General features: G+C 50.3%; 16 protein-coding genes. All 16 read left to right on the top strand.

What is annotated here, in order from left to right; all coding sequences use genetic code 11:
• Positions 1-38 precede the first annotated feature (38 nt).
• Complete coding sequence (locus tag ACFPMF_RS24690) at positions 39-2,603, top strand: T9SS type A sorting domain-containing protein (RefSeq protein ID WP_379850168.1); 2,565 nt, start codon at positions 39-41, stop codon at positions 2,601-2,603.
• Positions 2,604-2,610: 7 nt separating this feature from the next.
• A complete protein-coding gene (locus tag ACFPMF_RS24685) occupies positions 2,611-3,315 on the top strand; it encodes a 4'-phosphopantetheinyl transferase family protein (protein WP_379850167.1) in 705 nt (234 codons plus the stop codon).
• 1,121 nt (positions 3,316-4,436) lie between these two features.
• Complete coding sequence (locus ACFPMF_RS24680) at positions 4,437-5,228, top strand: polysaccharide biosynthesis/export family protein (protein WP_379850165.1); 792 nt, start codon at positions 4,437-4,439, stop codon at positions 5,226-5,228.
• 4 nt (positions 5,229-5,232) lie between these two features.
• Complete coding sequence (locus ACFPMF_RS24675; protein ID WP_379850163.1) at positions 5,233-7,572, top strand: GumC family protein; 2,340 nt, start codon at positions 5,233-5,235, stop codon at positions 7,570-7,572.
• Between the two features lie 123 nt (positions 7,573-7,695).
• Positions 7,696-8,364: a sugar transferase gene (locus ACFPMF_RS24670; RefSeq protein ID WP_379850161.1), complete on the top strand. Its 669-nt coding sequence runs from the start codon at positions 7,696-7,698 to the stop codon at positions 8,362-8,364.
• 303 nt (positions 8,365-8,667) lie between these two features.
• The gene (locus ACFPMF_RS24665) at positions 8,668-9,561 is read left to right on the top strand and encodes a hypothetical protein (protein WP_379850159.1); all 894 of its coding nucleotides are present in this window, start codon (positions 8,668-8,670) and stop codon (positions 9,559-9,561) included.
• 105 nt (positions 9,562-9,666) lie between these two features.
• A complete protein-coding gene (locus tag ACFPMF_RS24660) occupies positions 9,667-11,196 on the top strand; it encodes a lipopolysaccharide biosynthesis protein (RefSeq protein ID WP_379850157.1) in 1,530 nt (509 codons plus the stop codon).
• A gap of 427 nt (positions 11,197-11,623) precedes the next feature.
• Complete coding sequence (locus tag ACFPMF_RS24655) at positions 11,624-12,820, top strand: hypothetical protein (protein WP_379850155.1); 1,197 nt, start codon at positions 11,624-11,626, stop codon at positions 12,818-12,820.
• Positions 12,817-13,860, top strand: a complete 1,044-nt coding sequence (locus ACFPMF_RS24650; protein ID WP_379850153.1) for a CgeB family protein — start codon at positions 12,817-12,819, stop codon at positions 13,858-13,860. The genes ACFPMF_RS24655 and ACFPMF_RS24650 overlap by 4 nt, the downstream gene beginning before the upstream one ends.
• 46 nt (positions 13,861-13,906) lie before the next feature.
• Positions 13,907-15,085 (top strand): glycosyltransferase family 4 protein, encoded by a 1,179-nt coding sequence (locus ACFPMF_RS24645; RefSeq protein WP_379850151.1) that lies wholly within the window; start codon positions 13,907-13,909, stop codon positions 15,083-15,085.
• Between the two features lie 24 nt (positions 15,086-15,109).
• Entirely contained in the window at positions 15,110-16,282 is a 1,173-nt protein-coding gene (locus ACFPMF_RS24640; protein ID WP_379850149.1) for a glycosyltransferase, read from the top strand.
• Positions 16,283-16,394: 112 nt separating this feature from the next.
• Entirely contained in the window at positions 16,395-17,576 is a 1,182-nt protein-coding gene (locus ACFPMF_RS24635) for a glycosyltransferase (protein ID WP_379850147.1), read from the top strand.
• Positions 17,577-17,578: 2 nt separating this feature from the next.
• Complete coding sequence (locus tag ACFPMF_RS24630) at positions 17,579-18,724, top strand: glycosyltransferase family 4 protein (protein WP_379850145.1); 1,146 nt, start codon at positions 17,579-17,581, stop codon at positions 18,722-18,724.
• Positions 18,699-19,235 (top strand): DapH/DapD/GlmU-related protein, encoded by a 537-nt coding sequence (locus ACFPMF_RS24625; RefSeq protein WP_379850142.1) that lies wholly within the window; start codon positions 18,699-18,701, stop codon positions 19,233-19,235. Before ACFPMF_RS24630 ends, ACFPMF_RS24625 begins: the two co-directional genes overlap by 26 nt.
• Positions 19,236-19,274: 39 nt before the next feature.
• Entirely contained in the window at positions 19,275-20,165 is an 891-nt protein-coding gene (locus tag ACFPMF_RS24620; RefSeq protein WP_379850140.1) for a glycosyltransferase family 2 protein, read from the top strand.
• 45 nt (positions 20,166-20,210) lie between these two features.
• The gene (locus ACFPMF_RS24615; protein WP_379850138.1) at positions 20,211-20,615 is read left to right on the top strand and encodes a hypothetical protein; all 405 of its coding nucleotides are present in this window, start codon (positions 20,211-20,213) and stop codon (positions 20,613-20,615) included.
• Positions 20,616-20,629 lie beyond the last annotated feature (14 nt).

Below are 20,629 nucleotides of genomic sequence, written 5' to 3'. Positions count from 1 at the left end.
GTTTTTTAACCCCAAAAAAGATAAAATTTGGTTTGGCGATGATCCACCGTCTCTTCTTCCTGCTTTTGCTGCTGTCGGGCACTTTGGGCACTTCCCGAACCGCTACGGCCCAGCCTTACCTATTCAATGTGAGCCCTTCGGCCCAACCCGGGGAGGCTGTCAGTTTGCAGGGGAGTTTTGGGGGAACGGCTAAAATCTACGGGCTGAAAACGACGACCAATACGCCGATTACCCTGCCGGTTCTGGTGCAGAGTGCTAACCACGCCATCGTTAAGATCCCGGACCGGACGGGCCTGGATATGTACCAGTTATGGGTCGAAGACCAGGGCCGGAAAAGCCCGGCGGTTTTTGTCAATCGGGCTGTTGGCATGCATTTCGATTCGCCCGAAGGCAGTCCGGGCGGCTCGCTGCGCATCTTTGGCCGCAATCTGTTATTACCCGGAACGACTCCCCGTGTGCGGCTGGTTGCGCCGAACTCGACGACAGCCCACGAAGCGGTTATCGATGTCGCGCATAGCGATGCGTTTCAGCTGCGGTTAACCCTGCCAACCAGTATTCAGCCGGGAGTTGTTTACACCGTTCTGGTAACCAATGGGTTGGGCGGGGTGACCGGTGAAACGCCCATGGATCTTTCACTGACCGCTACGGTTTCCGGTACGGACTATTTCGAACTGAGCGTGGGTTGGGCGGCTAAACTGGATTTCTTCCGGAACATCTATAACGTCAAAACCGATCCCCGGTTACCGGTGAAAGCCGTCGGCGATGGCCTAGCCAACGATCAGCCCGCATTGCAACAGGCCATTGACCGGGCCGCTGCCGATGGGGGCGGTATTGTGTATCTGCCCGCCGGAAATTACAAATTGCTGAGTTCATACTTCGAATACCTGCGGATGCGCAACCGGGTGGTGATTCAGGGGGCGGGCAAAGACCAGACCTTCATCAAATTCGGGTATGAACCCCAAACGGCCCACCTGGGGCTGGATTGGCCGGTGGTCACCCGGCAGGCCGGGCTGGCGGATTTGTCGTTGCTGAACATCGACGCGACTGGCAGCAGCCTGCTCAACAGCAGCCGGGGCCAGGGAACCGAGATTTTTCTGCAACGCGTGCGGTTCGATCTGAACCGGAGTGACTGGCTGTGGCTGGCCAATAGCGACAAAGTGGTCATTGCCAATTCCGAAATCAACCAGGGCGTGGATGCAAATTTCAATTACCATGGGCCGTTGCAGATGAACGGGTGCCGCAATTTTGTCATTCGGGGTAACACCTTCAACTATGCCGTCGATGGCCTGAGTCTGAACGATACGCACGAAGGTATTTTCGAAGATAATGAGGTATACCGCGATGGATCAGCCCGTTACCCGACGACAACGATTCACCACGTCCTGATTGTCAATTTTGCGCGGAATCTGGCCGTAGTGGGTAATGTGTTCAAAGTGATTAATGGTCCGGCTCAGAATAGCAACGATGGCGAAACGATCATCAGCGAAGGGGGCGGTCCTGACCGCATCGATGAGGAAACCGGCACCGTAACGGGGGCAACGGCCACCACGTTGCAGGACCAGAGCAAGAACTGGGGCAGTTTTCGCCGTCAGCCCGTGGTGGCCATTGTCAGCGGAAAGGGGATGGGGCAGTGGCGCCGGATCACCAGCCGAAGCGGGAACACACTGCAACTGGACCGGGCCTGGGACGTGATTCCGGGGGTAGGGAGCCATTACGCCATTTTCAACTGGAGTGCGGAGAACTGGCTGGTGCAGGGCAACCGCCTGGAAGGAAACCGGCGGGGGATTACGCTGTATCACGCAGCCTGCAATCAGATGGCGTTGATCAAAAATGACTTGTATAACAGCGGTTCGATTGACCTGACGCCGGTTCAGCAACTGTACAATGGCCGGCAGCAGTTTATCCCGATGTATAACAACCAGATCATCGGTAATTCGGTGTCGAATATGGACGGCAGCAATGGCGTCTTCATTGGCGCGCACACGGTGCAACACGGTCAGGAACAGACCTTTGGTACGTCGGTGATTGGGCTGGAAGTGCGGGGCAATACGGTGCGGGCGGGGATTCCGAACATTCCGGCCGTAGTGGATGCGGAATTTCCCGAAGGCTATCTGAATTACGTGGAGTATCACCAGCGGGGTTTTTATCAGGATGAGCAAATCCCGGTGCTGCTGGGGACGATTTTTGAGAATAATACTGCCATCAACTGCGACAATGCCCTGTATCTCAATACGGGTTCGTACAATACGCTGGTTTGCAATCTGGTCCTGGAAAATTCGGCCAATGCGGTCAGGGATGATCATCTGGAACGCGCCAGTCACGCTTCCGTTGCCACAAGCTCCTGCCTGATTGATGGCAATGAACAACCTGAATTCAGTGTGAACATCTATCCCAATCCGGTGACTACCGAACTCCACGTGCAATTGTCGTCGACAGGAGCCCGTATTCAACTCTATTCGATTTTGGGGGCTCTTTTGCAGGAAACGCGGACGACTACTAACGAAGCCCGTCTGGATGTGCAGCGATTGCCCATCGGGCCGTATCTGTTGCAGGTCCGGACCGACGGGGGCGATACGGTAAGTAAGTGTTTTATAAAGATGTAAATTGCTGATGGAGTGGTCTTTATCGTTCGAAGCCTCGGCCTGCATGACTAGTCAGGACAAAGAACCGCAGCTCCTGATCGCGTCAGCTCCGTTGGGTGATGGCTGGCCCGAACCCATGGCCCGGTTTTACCAGGAACAGGTACCCGCATCGTTGCACCCCCGATTGAATGCCTACCGAAACTGGCAGGATCGGCAGCGTTCCATCATCGGGCGGTTATTGCTGGCAAAGGCGTTGCAGCAGTACGGTTTTCCGGACCAGGCCGGGGAGCAGATCAAAATCGGGCCGTACGGAAAACCGTATGCCGACTTCGGTTTTCAGTTTAATATTGCCCACTCGGCCAGCCGAATTGTTTGCGTGGCTAGCCGGACGGTTAAGGTGGGCGTGGATATCGAGCAAATCAGGACGATTGACTTTTCTGATTTTGAATCGGTTATGTCGCCGGCGCAATGGCAGCAGATTTTAAACTCCTCCGATTCGCTCCTGGCGTTCTGGCGGTTTTGGACCGTCAAAGAAGCAATTGCCAAAGCCGATGGCCGCGGGCTGGGATTGCCGTTGGATACCATTTCGGTAGAATCATCCGTAGCCAAACTGGAGCAAAACCGCTGGTACGTTACCGAACTACACCGCTGGGACGGCTATTGTGGCTATGTTGCTGGTAGCCAGTTAATACGTCCCGATTGTATTCGCTTCACTGATTACCAGTTTGGGTAGGTTCCTTTCCTGCGGTTGGATGTAACCTGAACGTGATGTTCCCCACGACGTCGTAAGGAGTAGGAGATGGCAACCGCGCCTGCGCTAGCTGGCGGATAGACCAGGTCGGATAATGGCCCAGAACTGGGAACGGCAATGGCTGCCAGTGAGCCGGTAGTTTGGTGCCCTGTTGTGGCTTCAGGTGCTGCAAGCCGATCTGGCCAAATCGTAAAATTGCGAAGGCGAATGGAACCAGCGGGGGTTTTAGGCCTTTCAGTCCCACCGAAACCGGTGCTCCCAAAACGCCGTAAAGACCACCTTTGGTTATTCTTGACTGGCTACACCGGCTGTTTTCTTGCAAAAAGGGGCTTTAGAGCGGTCAAGATCAGGATATTCCGGGTTTGGAGATCCGGTTTTTTTCCCGGCGAAACTGATTAACTAAACTACGTATGTTCATTACTGGACAGGAATGTTACTATTCTAGGGGTTAATGTGCCTTAAATGTTAAATTTTCGCTGTCTGACAATCAGTTTGACGCCATATAATAAAATAAAGAAATCTGCAAGAAGTGAAATATAATGTTTTTTTGTCTGTTAAATCACCCCATTGGGAGGGAAAGCAGAAAGCGAGTGCAATTGCATATACAATTTATGGTTGCCAACATATAGGTTAGATTTACTTAATAGCTAGTACAATTTTTAGAAATTATAGGCCGGTAAAAATTTGAGTAGCTAAGACGCCTTGTTTAGGCTTTAAATACCAGGCTCGAAAACGGCAAATGAGTATTTGGAATCCTCATATAGGTGTCTGATAAAGGAGCTAGAATTAATACTTATACTATTTGCAGAATTAAATTCTATTTTCCCATTCTCCCGATAAGTACTATTTTTGTTTCATATTCACCCCATTTGAGAGCGTTTACAGCCATTAAAGTGATTAATTAGTAGGCCAAAAAGCACTTTTTATAATTTTACTCCAATCTTCCATATAAAATGTTTTCAGTTTTTATTCTAAGTATTTATACTCAAACAAATTAAAAACTGATTAAAGGATTACAGGAATAGAATTATCAGAATGAGTGAAACCGGCGATGGTAGTCAGAAATTACAGAATCAACATCATTAACTTATTGAAGTGACAGTATGAATCTACGTATTCTGTACGCTCGGCGGGGCTTTTGGTTTGCTGTTTTTTGTGTTAGCCTGACGGGTTGTATTTCCAGTAAAGAACTTGTACTTTATCAGAAAAGCAAGAACGGCAAAGACGCAATTGCGGTTGCTCCGAAATATATTCCAACGATTAAAGCGGGAGATATTCTTTCGGTTCAGGTGGGTAGTCTGAGCCAGGAAGCTGCGGCTCTTTTTAACCCCTATGCAACGATCAATGCCATGGGGGCTATCCAAAATTCTTCCACGAATCCGCTGCCTTCGGTAACCGGTTACCAGGTGAACGAAGAAGGTCAGATTGAATTGCCACTGATCGGCAAAGTCATTGTGCAAGGGCTAACCAACACCCAGGCTGCCAGGCAAATCCGGCAAAAACTTCTCGGTTATCTGAAGGAACCAACCGTCAATGTCCGCAATCTCAGCTTCCAGATTTCCGTCACCGGGGAGGTGAGCCGGCCATCGCTCTTCACCATTACGAACGAACACATTACCTTACCCGAAGCCCTGGGGCTGGCGGGCGATATTACCATTTACGGCCAGCGGAAGAATATCCTGGTTATTCGGGAAGAAAACGAGCAGCGGACGTTCAACCACATTGATTTAACAAAACGGGACGTCTTTCAGTCGCCCTACTATTACCTCCATCCGAACGATATTATCTATGTCGAACCGGGCAAAGCCCGAATCGCCAATGCAGACCGGACGTATCTGCTGATTCCCATTATTCTCAGTGCCCTTTCTGTCATTGCCATTATTGTAACTCGGTGAAACTATGGCCCATACCTCATACACGCCCTACCAGGCTTATGAAATAACACCGCAGCCCAATTTACGGTCTAGTCTTCTGCGCTATCTACGGTTTTGGCCGTGGTTTTTGGCGTCTATTGTCATTACGCTTGGATCGGCATATGCGTATCTGTTGTACCAGGCGCCGGTATACCGGATTCATGCCAGCCTGCTCATCAAGGATGATAAGAAGGGGCTGGCTTCGGAAAGCCTGATGAAGGAGCTTCATCTGTTTAACAAGAACGTAAGCATCGACGACCAGATCGAGATTCTGACGTCCTATACCCTGATGGATCGGGTGGTAACTAGTTTGGGGCTTGATATTCAGTATTTTACTCCGACATCTACCTATAGAAAAGAGATTTACGCCGAGTCGCCGGTGCGACTGATTATTGAAAAAGCCAATCCCAGTCTCTACGAAACCGAACTGAATCTGACCTTCGTGGATAACAAGACGGTTCTGGTCAACGGCAACTCGTATCCCTTTAATCAAACCATTAAAACCCCGTACGGTTCGCTACGGCTTTTTCCCACCAAAACGCTGACCGCCAGCGTGCCACCGACGATCATCGTGGTTAATACGCATTCGCGGGCCGTCAACAGTTATTTATCCAAACTCAGTGTCGAACCGGCGGCCAAGGAATCGAATGTGCTGGAACTGAGCATGGAAGATACTGTGCCGGATAAAGCCGAAGCGGTGTTGAATCAGTTGGTGAATGCCTACAGCAAGGAAGCGATTTTCGACAAAAACAAGGACGCCATGAACATGCTTAGCTTTATTGAAGAGCGGCTGAGCCTGATTGCCGGTGAATTGTCGAAGGTGGAAGAAGAAGTCGAAACGTATAAATCGACGCAGGGCATTACGGATCTGAGCGCTCAGGCTCAGACATTCCTGATGACGGTGAAAGAAAACGATGCCCAGTTGAACGAGGTCGATATGCGCCTGAGCGGGCTGGCCGATATTGAGCGTTACATTGCAAAACAGGGGGGCGATAAAAGCCTGGCACCCGCCACCATCGGGCTCAATGACCCGACTCTGACCAGCCTGCTGACCAAAGTCTCAGAGCTTGAATTAAAGCAGGATGAAATGTCGCGGATTATGTCGAGCAATAGTCCGATGCTGCAATCGATTGAAAGCCAGATTAAAACGATCAAAGGGAGCATCAGCGAAAATATTCAGAACATGCGGCAGCAGCTAACCAGCAGCCGGGCCCATCTGGTCGCCAACAACCGGCGGCTGGAAAGCATGATTCGGACTGTACCGGGCAAGGAGCGTACACTGCTCGACATTACCCGGCAGCAGGCCATTAAGAACGGTTTGTATACTTACTTACTGCAGAAACGCGAAGAAACCGCCTTATCGGCCGCTTCGACCGTGTCCGATAGCCGGATTGTCGACGTAGCCCGGACGGACGAAAGTCCGGTTGCGCCGGTTAGAAGCACGATCTTCCTGATTTTTGGCTGCATTGGTTTACTGCTCCCTATCGGTTTTATTGAAGTCCGCGATGCCTTCAACGACAAGGTGATGCGACGGTCGGACGTAGAAGAAGTGACCCAGGCGCCTATTCTGGGCGAGATTGTAAAAGGAAACCGGGTCACTTCGGATAACCTGGTTTTTAAGCCGCGACTGCGATCAGTTATGGGAGAGCAGATTCGGGCCCTGCGCACTAATTTGCATTTTCTGCGGAATGAATCGAAACAAAGCCAGGTTCTACTGTTCACTTCCTGTATCAGCGGGGAAGGCAAGTCGTTTCTGTCGCTTAACCTCGGGGCCAGTATGGCCATGGGCGATCGAAAAACCGTGATTCTGGAAATGGATTTACGGAAACCGCAGTTGCACAAATACCTGCACATTGAAAATCAGTTGGGTATTAGTGATTACCTGACGGAGGAGGCAACGATCGACGAGTTGCTGCGGCCCATCATGGGCTATGAAAACTATTACATCATTACGGCGGGGCCGCTCCTGTCGAACCCGGCAGAATTGCTCCTCAATTCACCCCGACTGGAGCAGTTTTTTGGGGAGTTACGGGAGCGTTTCGACTACATTCTGGTCGACTCACCGCCGGTCGGACTGGTCACGGATTCGCAGTTGCTGGCACCCTTTGCCGATGTGACCCTGTTCATGGTGCGCCATGACCATACCCCGAAAAATAACCTGAAAATGGTGGATGCCCTCTTTAAAGAACAGCGATTCCAGAACCTGAGTATTGTTCTGAATGCCATCGGTGAAGGAGAAGCACATTACTATAATTATAGTTATGGTGAGTACTATGGGAGCCCCTATAGTAAGCGAAATCTGAAACTGAGCAGAAAAGTGTTGTGAAACGTACCGGGCCGGATGACTTCGGTTGCCAGCCAGAGTCGACATAAAGAAGATGAACGTGTATTCTATGAACCGATTTTAAAGCATCGTTTTCATTCAAAACATTAGAATTAGTAGCCCTATATGCTAAGCCTTAACTCGCAATACCAGACGCTTTATGTGTATGCAGAGGAGAATAAGCTGCGTAACTATTCCACCAAAAGGTATTTAGGAAAGCGGGTATTTGATATCTGTATAAGCTTGTTGGTTATTTTCTGCATTTTGGTGTGGCTCATTCCGCTGATTGGCCTTCTGATCCGGCTGGGTTCATCCGGGCCGGTTTTGTTCATTCAGAAGCGGACGGGTTACCGGGGTAATCCATTCAATTGTTTGAAATTCAGGACAATGACACATAACCCCAAGGCTGCTTTTAAGCAGGCAACGAAGGATGACGAACGGGTCACGGCCATTGGGCGGTTTCTGCGGAAAACCAACCTGGACGAGATGCCCCAGTTTATTAATGTGCTCATTGGGGATATGAGCATCGTTGGCCCACGCCCCCATGCCGTTCAGCACAGTGCCATGTACTGGAATACGATGCCGGAATATCGGAAACGCTACCGGGTGAAACCCGGCATTACGGGGCTGGCTCAGATCAACGGATACCGGGGAGAAATTGATCACTTGATGAAAATGCGTCATCGGGTGCGATACGACCGGTTTTATAATCGGAAAAAATCGATCTGGTTCGATCTCTGGATTTGCTGGATGACGCTGAAAGCAATGGTCGGTGACAACGAAAACGCCTGGTAACGGGACTGAAATAAATACCGGTTTTTAACCAATCCAGAAGGAAATATAGATCATCCACAGAACACAACACACCATCTTTAGTAACTCTCTCCGGCTGATAGTAAAAGTTGATTTACCACAAAAATGGGTAACGACTTAATCAGCAAAGCTCAACACATAACGTAAGCTTTTAAGTAACGTTAGGTTCTCAATGGGACTGAAAGGGCGGAGCCGTGAAAAGAAATTTTAAAAACCCATAAAACGAGGCCCTTTATAGGAAGTTGCGTCTTTTAATGGTGTCGGATTTAAGTTGTATAAAATGGTATGAAACGAATTAGAATAGGTGTTCTTGCGGGCCTTGGTATTTTACTTCTGGTCGAATTAATCGGTCGGCATTATGGCTTGACCACCTATCCGCTGTATGACGCCAGCGCTGAATTCGAGTACGTATTAAAGCCCAACCAGCGCGTAACTATTTACCGGAACCGGTTTGAAACCAACACGTTTTCGATGCGCAGCAAGCCCGTCAGTTCCGGGGATTCAACGGTAGTCTTATTACTCGGGGATTCGGTTGTTAATGGTGGGAATGCGGTCGATCAGGACAGTCTGGCGAGTTCCCTGCTGGAGGAGGAGTTGTTCCTGAAATATGGTAAAAAAATCCGGGTTTTAAACATCAGCGATAAAACCTGGTCACCTGATAATGTGGTGGCTTATCTGAAAAAATTTGGTTTGTTTCAGGCCGATATGTTGCTGCTGGTAGCCAACAGTGGCGATGCCTTTGATCCGATGACCTTCCGGCCAGTTGTTGGGGTTGCACCGACGCACCCGGCCGAAAATCACTTGTTTGCCTGGCAATCGCTCTGGGATAAAATGGCACCGATGCTTATGGAGAAAATAGCGGTTAAACCCGAAATTGTTCCGCTGGTTGAAAAAAAAGAACCGTTTGTTAAGGGGTTTTCAGACTTAGACAGTCTGGCGCATCGCTTACAAATTCCGCTTTCGCTGTATTTACACCGTACGCAGTCGGAATTGCGAGCCCATACGCTGGATGAGGGGGGCGTTGCGATCGTCGATTTCTGCAAACGGAAACAGATTCCCTTTACAATCAATACTTTCCAGTCCGATTTTTTTATTGATGATATTCATTTGAATCATAAGGGGCAGCGGGCGTTGGCAAAGGATTTATTGCCAATTATTTGCCAGGGGTTAAAATTATAAATAGCGTATCAAGTTGTACGGGCCGGTTTTCGTAAAATAACCGGCTCGGAATGCCGTCCTACAATCAGCCGCTACGAAAAGTAAACTTTCAGGTAGCGTACAAACATGTCAACAACAAAACGATTACTATCCGGTACCGCAGCATCATGGGCAGGCATTGGCGTAACGCTGCTGACGCAGATCGCCCTGGTGCCCATTTTTCTGACGTATTGGGATTTAAAAGTCTACGGGATCTGGATTGCCATTCAGGCTTTATTAAACGCACTAAATACCTTAGATCGTGGCTATACCGATTTTCTGGAATATGAGTTTTTAAAATTGGGCATACCGAATAAACATCAGATTAGCTACTTATTATGGTCGGGTATTGCCGTAGTATTGATCATTAGCGTCATCGAAACGGTTTTACTCTTTGGCGCAAGTTTTTATTTCAATATCGGGGTGTTGTTAAAAGATGGCGATATTGAAAGTCCGCGCTTACTGTATGAAACCCGGTGGTCGTTGATGATTCAATGGATTGTGTGGATAATGGCTAACATCAACGGTCTGCTTTCTCGCTCATTAAGTGCATTTGGCTATTTTCCACGCATGGGCTGGTGGAACGTCTTGCTTTCGATCGTAAATTCAATGGTTTCCGTAGGAATTGTGATGGCAGGCGGAGGACTTCTGGATGCGAACATTGGCATTCTTATTGCCTCGTCTCTATTCTTATTGATTCAATTTATCGATATTAAAAAACTGCTGACTAAAGTTGGTATTACCGCCGATCGGTATTCGATAAAAGAAGGTTTTAATTGTTACATTACTTCCTTTGGGTTATCAGCCCGTTATTTTTTGGAAAACTTCCGGCAGCAGGGTATCCGGCTCATTATTTTACCGTTCCTGGGTGTTAAAGGATTAACGACATTCTCCACCACACGCACAGTGGCAAACGTATCACAACAGGGGTTGTTGACGATTACGCACCCCCTGCTACCCGAATTGATGCGGTTTTTGCAGGAACGAGATCAGGATAAAATGGAGGCTTCGTTCGGGACCGTCTGGCTGGTTTTGCTGTGCATTTTGTCGCCGGGGGTTGTCATTCTGCAAATCATTGCCCCCTACTTTTTTGCCATCTGGACAAAAGGTCAAATTGAGTTTAGTAACCCATTGTTCGCAACCTTGTCCATTGGCGTTTTGTTTTTTGCCCTGGCGCAGCCGGCTATGGCGGTCATTGTCGGTAATAACCAACTAAAGAAACAAATTATATTGTCCGTTATATCGGCACTTATTGTCATTGTTGTGATGGCAATAACGATTCCTTATCTGGGACTTTTGGGGGCCGGAATTGCGTTGCTTATTGCCGAAATTGTAGCGGCCTTTGGTTTTATCAGTTTTGCCAGTACCTGGCTGCCAAGAAGCGGGCTTGTCTGGCCGGTAAAAGTTTTTAGAATCGCACTGCTTTCCGTTTTAATCACCTTTGCCGGTATTCTTATTATGGTTTATATGCCGATGCTAAAATGGGAGTCATTTGCACTGACAATTTCGGCTTTGCTCTGGAATGCGATCAGATATTATCGCAACATGCCCTACATAGCCACTGAAAAAATTAATTCCCTGGTGAAACGTTTTACGGTGATTACTAAAACCGCCTAAGCCGCGACGAAGAATAAACATGCTGGGGTTTGTGCCGAACAGTATTTTCTTAACATTGTTTAAGCTCTGGATATGGAGGGTGATTTTTGTGGCCGCTGCTGCGCAATTATTATTCTTTTATTCTCCGGAGAATCTGTTCGCCGTGGTGTGCGTAATTGGTGCCTGGCGATTGGTCGATAACCTCATCCTGAATAAAGAAAATTTAGCCCGGTATACCTTTTCGTCAATGATCATTTTGGGGTATTCGCTAACGCAATATTGTTTACCCTTGTTGTTCACTTTGCTGGAGGGAAAACCGCTGGTTTTTAACCTGAAATTTCCCTACAGCGTATTTATTCATTCCGTCCTTGCGTTACTGGTTTTCTTAACGGCTCATCAATTATATAAAGCGTTTCGTAGCAGTTTTGGGAGCCGTATTTATACGAAAATGACCGGTTTTTTAAGGCAAAACCGTTTTTTTACGCCCCCGGCTGATTACCAGATCTGGCTCATCGGGCTCTTCGGCTTAGCCGGGATGGTCGCTACGTTTATCAGTGTAAACCGGTATGCATCGAACATCGGGGAAGGCAGTACATTCGCCAAGGTGCTGGAGGGAATAATGCCGTATGCCTACGCGCCCTTTTTTTTATTATTAAAACCGCTATACGTTCCGGCCAGCGGGCAATTGCTAAAGAAGCCGACGGTGAAAGTGCTGCTGTTTGGTTTTGTATTGCTCCTGATTGGCGTTGCGGGGAATAGCCGGGGGCTCTTTATGACCGGAATTACGGCCGTTGGCATTGCCTATCTGCTCGGTCTTTTACTGGGGAAATTTGATTATAAAATTATCAATTCAAAGAATTTGATCATCGCGGTTTTGGGCCTCTGGATCATTACGGGACCATTATCCAATCTGGGGACAGCCATGGTGATCGTTCGGGGGCAAAGAGCCCATCTTTCCAGTTCGGAACTGATGCAAAGAACGTTGCAAACGTTTCAGGATACGAAAGCCATTCAACGCTACCGGGCTACCTTGAATGTGGTGGAAAAATACGACTGGGACGAAACGTATTTCGATAATATATTTCTGTCGCGCTTCTGTAATTTAAAATACAACGATGCCAGCCTTGAACTGGCGTATAAATTGGGAAAGATAGATAAGGGCATGGTGCAGTATTCGATCGATAAATTTCTGAGCACCCTCCCAACGCCCTTTTTATCCTTCCTGCACATTAAAGTGGATAAGCAAACCCTTAATACGTTCTCGTACGGTGATTTTTTGTATCACCGGTCGGGGGGGCAATTTGCCCTGGGAGGGTTTCGTACCGGGCATTTTGCGGGCACAGGCATGGCCACGTTTGGCTGGTGGTATTTATTAGCGCTTGGCCTTGGCGTTTTACCATTTTTCTTTCTGGTTGATCTTTTTGTGCATACGTATACCGCCAATGGTGTCACCTACACGTATTTAAGCTTAGCCGGACTCATCGAAATCACTTTCTTTTTTACACTTTTCTCGGTGTCAAACTTTTCGGAAAGTGTGATGAACGTATTCGCGTTTTTCATCAGGGGCTGGATTCAAATGCTTCTCCTCTACTGGGTTCTTCTTTTTGCTACGAGCAAGATGAGCTTTTTTAAACGCTTTCTATGAGGATTTTATATATCGGCGATAGCAATCCATTTTCCACCTCAGCCCATCGGATATCGGCCTTGAAACGGTTGGGGTATACCGTCTCGGTTCAGAATCCGCATGAGGCCTGTAAAAAGCAACTGGAAGATTTTGTGTGGGGAAAAGTGCACTACCGGACCGGTTATTTTCTATTGCAAAAAACGATCGAAAACTGGCTTTCGACGCTGCTGGAACGGGAGGCTGCGTTCGATCTGGTTTGGGTTGATAGCGGAGAATTAATGGGGAAACGGTGTTTGCAGAAATTGAAAACGCTGGGCGTCCCCGTCATTTTATACAACGTGGATGACCCGACCGGTAAGCGGGATGGTGGCCGGTTTAAATCGTTGTTAAAAGCCCTGCCTTTATATGATTTGGTAGTGGTGGTCAGACCGGAAACCGAAAAGGAATGCCGTGAACTGGGCGCGAATAAAGTGTTGCTTGTCTACCGGAGTTATGACGAGGAAGCCCATAAACCGTATGCCGATCTGCGGGATATTCCGGACCAGTTTCGCTCGGAAGTCGCTTTTATTGGTACGTGGATGCGGCACGAGAAACGGGACGAGTTCCTGCTGCGCTTGATTGAACAGGGCGTACCGGTTAGTATCTGGGGAGGTCGCTGGCAGAAATCGCCCAACTGGAACAAGTTAAAACCCTACGTTCGGGGGGGCGGATTAGGCGGGCGGGAATACGTAGCCGCGATCCAGGGTACCAAAATATGCATTGGAATGCTCTCAAAAGGTAACCGCGATTTGCACACCCAACGTTCGCTCGAAGTACCCTATGCCGGTGGTCTGTTTTGCGCCGAGCGCACCTCCGAGCATCGGCAACTGTATCAGGAAGGAGTTGAAGCGGTTTTCTGGTCCGATGCGGTGGAATGCGCCCGGATCTGCAAGGAATTACTGGCGAATGATACGTTGCGGGAAACCATTCGAATCGCCGGCATGAAACGGGTGAGAGCACTCGGGGTAGGAAATGAAAACACCTGTCAGACCATTCTGGAAACCGTCTTTCAAACGACCTGAAAACCGGGTTGAGCCGCCATTGTAAAGATTTCATGTTACCGTAAGTATGTCCGTTAAGCTTCTGGTTTTTGATTCTCATCCCGTTCAGTATCGCGTTCCGATCTGGCAGACAATAGCCCGTCTCCAACCGGGTGATATTCACGTGGTATACGCATCTGACTGCTCTGTTCGGGGCTATCTGGATACGGAATTTGGTCAATCGTTTGCCTGGGATGAGCCGATGCTGGAAGGGTATGGCTACACCGTCTTAAACTGCGAAAAAGGCACTCCGCTTTCGGGCTGGGCGTCTTTAACCGGTAAGGGGGTTGGGAAACTTATCGATGCGTTCAAACCGGAGGCTATTCTATTAACCGGACTGAATTATCGCTACGATCTGATGGCTTATCTTGAAGCCAACCGCCGGGGAATTCCGCTCTGGCTGCGCTGCGAAACGCAGGACGAAGCGGTGGTACGGTCCCGCAGTAAAGCAACCGTTCGGGCGTTGATGTATAAAGTTACCTACCGGAAGTTTGCCCGGATTTATTACATCGGCGAGCTCAATCGCCGGCATTATCTAAAGCACGGGGTTCCGGCCGAAAAATTATTTCCGGCTTTTTACGGGACCGTTGACCGGTTTGAACGGATGCCGGCTGATGAGAAAAAAAGACTCCGGGACGCATCGCGGGCGAGTGTCGGGATTTCGGATACGGACTTTGTGATTGGGTTTTCGGGAAAATTGATTCAGAAGAAAAACCCCGGAATCCTGTATAAAATGCTGGCGGATTTGCCCGAAGAGCTGCGCGCAAGAACGTGGCTGTATTTTCTGGGCAGCGGTGAGCTTGAGCCGGCGTTAAAACTGGAAGCGCAGCGGGCGCTGGAACAGTTTAAGGTACGGACCTGCTTCGCCGGATTTGCCAATCAATCGCAGTTAGCGGCTCATTATTTAGCGATGGATATTCTGGTTTTGCCTTCGCGCCGGATGGGCGAAACCTGGGGGTTGGTGGCCAACGAAGCGATGCAGGCGGGGTGTGGCGTTGTGGTGAGTGATGCCGTTGGCTGTCATGTTGATTTCCGATCATTGGAGCGGTTTCGGGTCTTTAAAGAAGGCGATCCAACGGATTTAGCCCGCGCGATTTATAGTTTATCGACCTTTGCCCGAAATTTTGTCTGGCCCCGAAAAGTGCTGGAAAATTATTCGATTCTGTCAACGGCAACGGCGCTTATGGAGAAGTTCAGCGTCGCTTAAGGGCAATTCCCGTATAGATTGCGTATGCACATTGTCATTTTTACCCATCCCGAATACAGTTCTTCCCAAAGCATGCCGCGATTTGCCCGCATGCTGTCGGACGGAATGAAAAGGTTGGGACATACGGTGGAATTCTGGTCACCCAAACCGACCTTTTATTCGCTTGACGCCCCGCCGTTTTGCAAAAAGTGGCTGGGGTATATGGACCAGTTTATTCTGTTTCCGTGGCGTGTTCGGAAGCAGTTGAAACGGTGTTCGGCAAACACCCTGTTTGTTTTTGCCGACCAGGCGCTGGGGCCCTGGGTGCCTTTGGTTGCCAGCCGGCCGCACGTTATTCATTGCCATGATTTTCTGGCGCAACGCTCGGCGCTGGGCGAAATTTCAGAAAATCCCACGAGCTGGACCGGTAAACGTTACCAGGCTTATATCCGGCAGGGCTATCGCCAGGGGCGGAACTTTATTTCGATTTCGATGAAAACGCAGGCGGATCTTCACCAGTTTTTAAACACGGTTCCGGCCTGTTCCGAAGTGGTTTATAACGGCGTAAATTCCATTTTTAAACCGGGCGATTCGCAACGGTCCCGGGCTATTCTGGGCGAAAAAATAGCCGTCGATTTGTCGGGCGGTTATCTACTGCACGTTGGTGGGAACGACTGGTATAAAAACCGCAAAGGCGTTATCCGGATTTATGATGCCTGGCGTCAGCAGTACCGTCGCAACCTGCCCCTTGTATTGATCGGGCCGAAACCGTCGGATGATAGTCTGCAACTGGTCGAAAAATCTGTGTTTAAAAACGATATTCATTTCCTGACCGACGTTGATGATCAGCTGCTGCTCCACGCGTACCGGGGCGCTTTGCTTTTTTTATTTCCCTCGCTGGCAGAAGGGTTTGGCTGGCCGATTGCCGAGGCCATGGCCTGTGGCTGTCGGGTCCTGACCACCGGGGAAGCGCCAATGACGGAAGTGGCCGGAAAAGCGGCTGCCTTTATCAGCCGTATGCCACAAAGCGAGGCCGGAAAACCGCAATGGGTAACCGAGGGTGCCCAGGCCATTGAAAAAATACTAGCAGAATCGGCGGAGCAAAGGCAGGCGTTTATTGATGAAGGTTTTGAGACGATAAAACGGTATGATTCGGAGAAAACCACCGCCCGTATTGAAAAGATATATACGACGGTTTTGAGTCAGTATGTTTCGTAATCTGAAAACCGCTATCCTTTCTTCCAAAGTTGTCGACTTGCCGGTTTTCGTTCTCAACTTCGAGATTAGTAAGGTTGTCTGCTGGTTTGTGTAGGCAATCTCTGTTTATTCTATGCGACTTCTGCACGTTATATCGGGTTTAGATCCGCAAATTGGTGGCACCAGCCAGGCGCTTCGAACCGTGATCAAGGGCCTGGCCGAGCATTCGGTCATGAACGAGGTCGTGTGTCTGGATGATCCGCAGGCTACTTACCTGCAGGAGCTGACGTTTCCGATTTATGCCCTGGGGCCGGCCAGAACTCCCTGGCAGTATGCACCCCGGTTTTTGCCGTGGCTGAACAGCCAGCTGGCGGAGTATGATGCCGTCCTGGTTCACGGGCTCTGGCATTTTCACACGCATGCCGTGTATCAGGTCTGGCGCTCGCTCAAAACCGGCAGACCGGCGCTGTATGTCATGCCCCACGGAATGCTCGATCCCTGGTTTCAGCAGGTGGCTGGCCGTCGGCTGAAAGCGTTGCGAAACTGGTTTTTCTGGAAAGCTACCGAACGGAACATCATCAACCATACCGATGGGGTTCTTTTTACGTCTGAAACCGAAAAAAAACTGGCGAAGCTACCCTTCAAGCCGTACGCACCCCGGTCGGAAAATGTGGTTGGGCTCGGCGTCGAAACACCTCCGGCGTTTACAGCGGCCATGGGGGAGGCTTTCCGGGAAAAATGCCCCGGTTTACCAGACGGCTTTCTCTTATTTCTGAGCCGACTTCACGTTAAAAAAGGCGTCGATTTGCTGGTCAAAGCGTATCGCCGACTCAAAAAAGAGGGTGTAAAATTACCTAAACTGGTGGTGGCTGGCCCCGGGCTGGATACTCCCTTCGGGCAGCGTGTGGTACAACTGGCCGGGGGCGACAACGATATCCGGTTTCCGGGTATGCTGAGCGGGGACGCCAAGTGGGGGGCCTTCTACCAAAGTGCGGCTTTTGTGCTGCCGAGTCATCAGGAGAATTTCGGGATTGCGGTGGTGGAAGCCCTGGCCTGCGGCAAACCGGTTTTGATTTCCGATCAGGTGAACATCTGGTGGGAAATCGAGCGGGCCGGAGCCGGACTCATCGGGCCGGATTCGGAGGAGGGAATTTATACCTCCCTCAAACAATGGACAACCCTGACTGCTTCGCAAAAAGCGCAAATGGCGCAGCAAGCTGTCGGCGCCTTCGAGAACCACTTTACGGTTTTGCGGGCGTCCGAAAAAATAGTAACGGTTTTAAATCGAAACAAATCCGTCGTTACGACAAACTGATCATGCGGATTGCCATCATACAGGGTGCTTTTCTGCCGGTTCCGGCCATCAGGGGCGGAGCCGTTGAAAAAATGTGGTTTTCATTGGGGAAAGAGTTTGCGCGGCGGGGCCATGAAGTGGTCCATTTCTCCCGAAAGGTGGATGGCTTACCCCGGTCAGAAGTTATTGACCTTGTTTCGCATATTCGGATAAGCGGGTTCGATACCCCCAAATCAGGTCTGCTGCTTAAGCTGTGCGATTTGATGTATACCCTGAAGGTGCGCAACGCCATGCCAACCGGCTTCGATGTCGTCATCAGCAATACCTTCTGGGCGCCCATCCTGTTGTCCGGCAAAAACCGGCGGGTGTGTTTGGTGGATGTTGAGCGGATGCCCAAAGGGCAAATGCGGTGGTACCAATCCATTGCACGGCTGCGGGCCACGTCCACGCCCGTTGCCGAGGCCATTCGACGGGAGACGCCGGCGCACCTGCATGACAAGGTGGTGGTCATTCCAAGCCCGCTGCCCTTTACTCCGTCGGAATCGGTTGATTATCAGCAGAAAAAACCGGTTATTCTGTATGCGGGTCGAATTCACCCCGAAAAGGGGCTGGATGTATTGATCAAAGCCTTCAGGCAAACCGATCAGCGTTACCGGCTGCAACTGGTAGGCCCCTGGGACGTTGCCGTCGGGGGCGGAGGGAAAGCCTATTTCGATTCGTTAAAGCAGTTGGCGGGCGATGCGGCCATCGATTTCGTCGGCCCGATTTATGATATTGATGCGCTGAACAAGTTTTATACCGATGCCGCTGTTTTTGTTTATCCCTCGCTGGCTGATCGGGGTGAAACGTTTGGACTGGCTCCGCTGGAAGCGATGGCCTGGGGGTGTGTTCCCATCGTTTCAAAAGTTGCCTGTTTTCAGGATTTTATAACGCCGGGTGAGAACGGGTTACTGTTTGATCATTGTTCGCCAGACGCGGTACAGCAACTGGCCGGGTTGATCAGCCGGATCCAGGAGGAGGATGAACTTCGGCAACAACTGGCGGAAAACGCACTGAAGGTCCGTAAGACCCATTCCATTCAGCACATCGCCACCCGCTTTTTAAAGGAATTTCAAGGCATTGTCGGCCAAACTTCCCAGTATAATGCTAACGAACCCGTACACGCATAAGCAGGCCGACCCGTATGCCAGCCCTTGGTCGGCCAGCGATCGCGTGAAGTTACTCATTTGGGAGTACGTCTGGACGTTGTTCTGCGCCTGGACGCCAAAACCGGCGAACCGCTGGCGTCTGTTCTGGCTCCGACTATTCGGGGCTACGATTTATGGCGTCCCTTTTGTGCACCAGCGCGCCCGCATTCAGATGCCCTGGAACCTGATTCTGCACGACCGGGCCTGCCTGGGCGACCGCGCCAATGCCTATTCGCTGGGCAAAATCGAGATCGGGGCACACGCGACCGTAGCCCAGGAAGTGTACCTCTGTACGGGCACGCACGCTTTTGATCGACCCGCTAAAAATCTGATTACCATACCCATTACCATCGAAGCCCACGCTTTTATTGGCGCCAGGGCCTTCGTAATGCCCGGCGTCGTGATTGGAACGCACGCGATCGTCGGAGCCTGTAGTGTGGTCACCAGAAATGTGCCGCCCCACACGACGGTCAAAGGAAATCCCGCGCGCTGATCGGTTGTCGCGGAAAACCGTACGCTAATTGCTAGAAAAATGCCCATGCCGCTTGATTTAACGATTGCAATCCCCGTTCGGAATGAAGAAAAAAACCTGCCGACCTGCCTGGAAGCCATTGGCCCAGAGCTGGCCAAACAGATTGTTATCATCGATTCGGGCAGCACCGACCGGACGCCGGAAATTGCGCGGGCCTACGGCGCAGACGTAGTAGATTTTGTCTGGGATGGTAAATTTCCGAAGAAGCGAAACTGGTATCTGCGGAATCATACGCCGAAAACCAGGTGGGTGCTGTTTCTGGATGCTGATGAGTTTCTGACGCCCGCTTTCAAAGCGGAACTCCGGCAGAAATTGCAGGCGACTGATGGAAACGTGGGGTACTGGCTCCGGTTTACGGTTTACTTTCTCGGCAAGGAAAACAAGGGCGGTTATTTTCTGCACAAGCTGGCGCTGTTTCAGGTCGGCGCGGGCGAATACGAAAGGATCGACGAAGACCAGTGGAGCCAGCTCGATATGGAAATCCATGAACATCCGGTGCTGAACGGCCCGGTAGGCATGATCCGGAGCAAGATCGACCATCAGGATTTCCGGGGCGTGTCGTATTACATCACCAAGCATAACGACTATTCGAGTTGGGAGGCCGCCCGGTTTTTGAAAGCCACGGCCGATGCTGAAACCGCCCGTAACTGGACGTGGATGCAGAAAATCAAATACGGTCTGATGCGGACGCCCTGGCTGGGACCGGTTTATTTCCTGGGCAGTTTCTTTCTGATGGGCGGTTTTCGCGACGGAAGCCGGGGGCTTGCTTTTGCGATTTTGAAAATGTCCTATTTCACCCAGATGTACTGTAAAATACGCGAAATGGAAGCCCAGGAGAAAAAGGCCCTCAAAACCCCCACCGATCAGGAACCGTCCGGCATCCTGACCTAAAACCGGAAACCGTCGGCGCTAGCCTGATCCCTTAACCCAATCCTCGTGCGAAGTAAACTGTTGAACCTCCTTATCCTGATTTTCATTGCGCTTGTTTTTTATTTCAGTTGGTTACCGAATCCACACATTGGCACGTACGGTTTTCTGCCCGCCCGGCTGGCCTACTGGACCGACGCGGACGACAACATGAACCTGCGAACCGCCGTGCCGCTGGTGTTCCTCGGCCTGTTCAGCGGAATGTGGCTCGTTTCCAGAAAGTATACGGGCCCTCAATGGGCTGTCACGTGGCTGGGGCTGATCGTCATCGTGGCCCTTGCCGAAATCGGGCAGTTAGCGCTTCCGAAGCGGCATTTCGACTGGGGTGATATTGTCTGGGGGGCTGCCGGAGCCCTGGGCGGCATGGCCGTCGTGTGGATGGTCAATCGATGGATCAATCAATCTTTTAAGTAACAAGAGTCTAAAGC

Source organism: Larkinella bovis, assembly GCF_042655385.1.
GTDB classification, from domain to species: domain Bacteria; phylum Bacteroidota; class Bacteroidia; order Cytophagales; family Spirosomataceae; genus Larkinella; species Larkinella bovis.
Note: the sequence above shows the minus strand (reverse complement) of the source record. Positions and strands in the feature narration are given on the sequence as shown.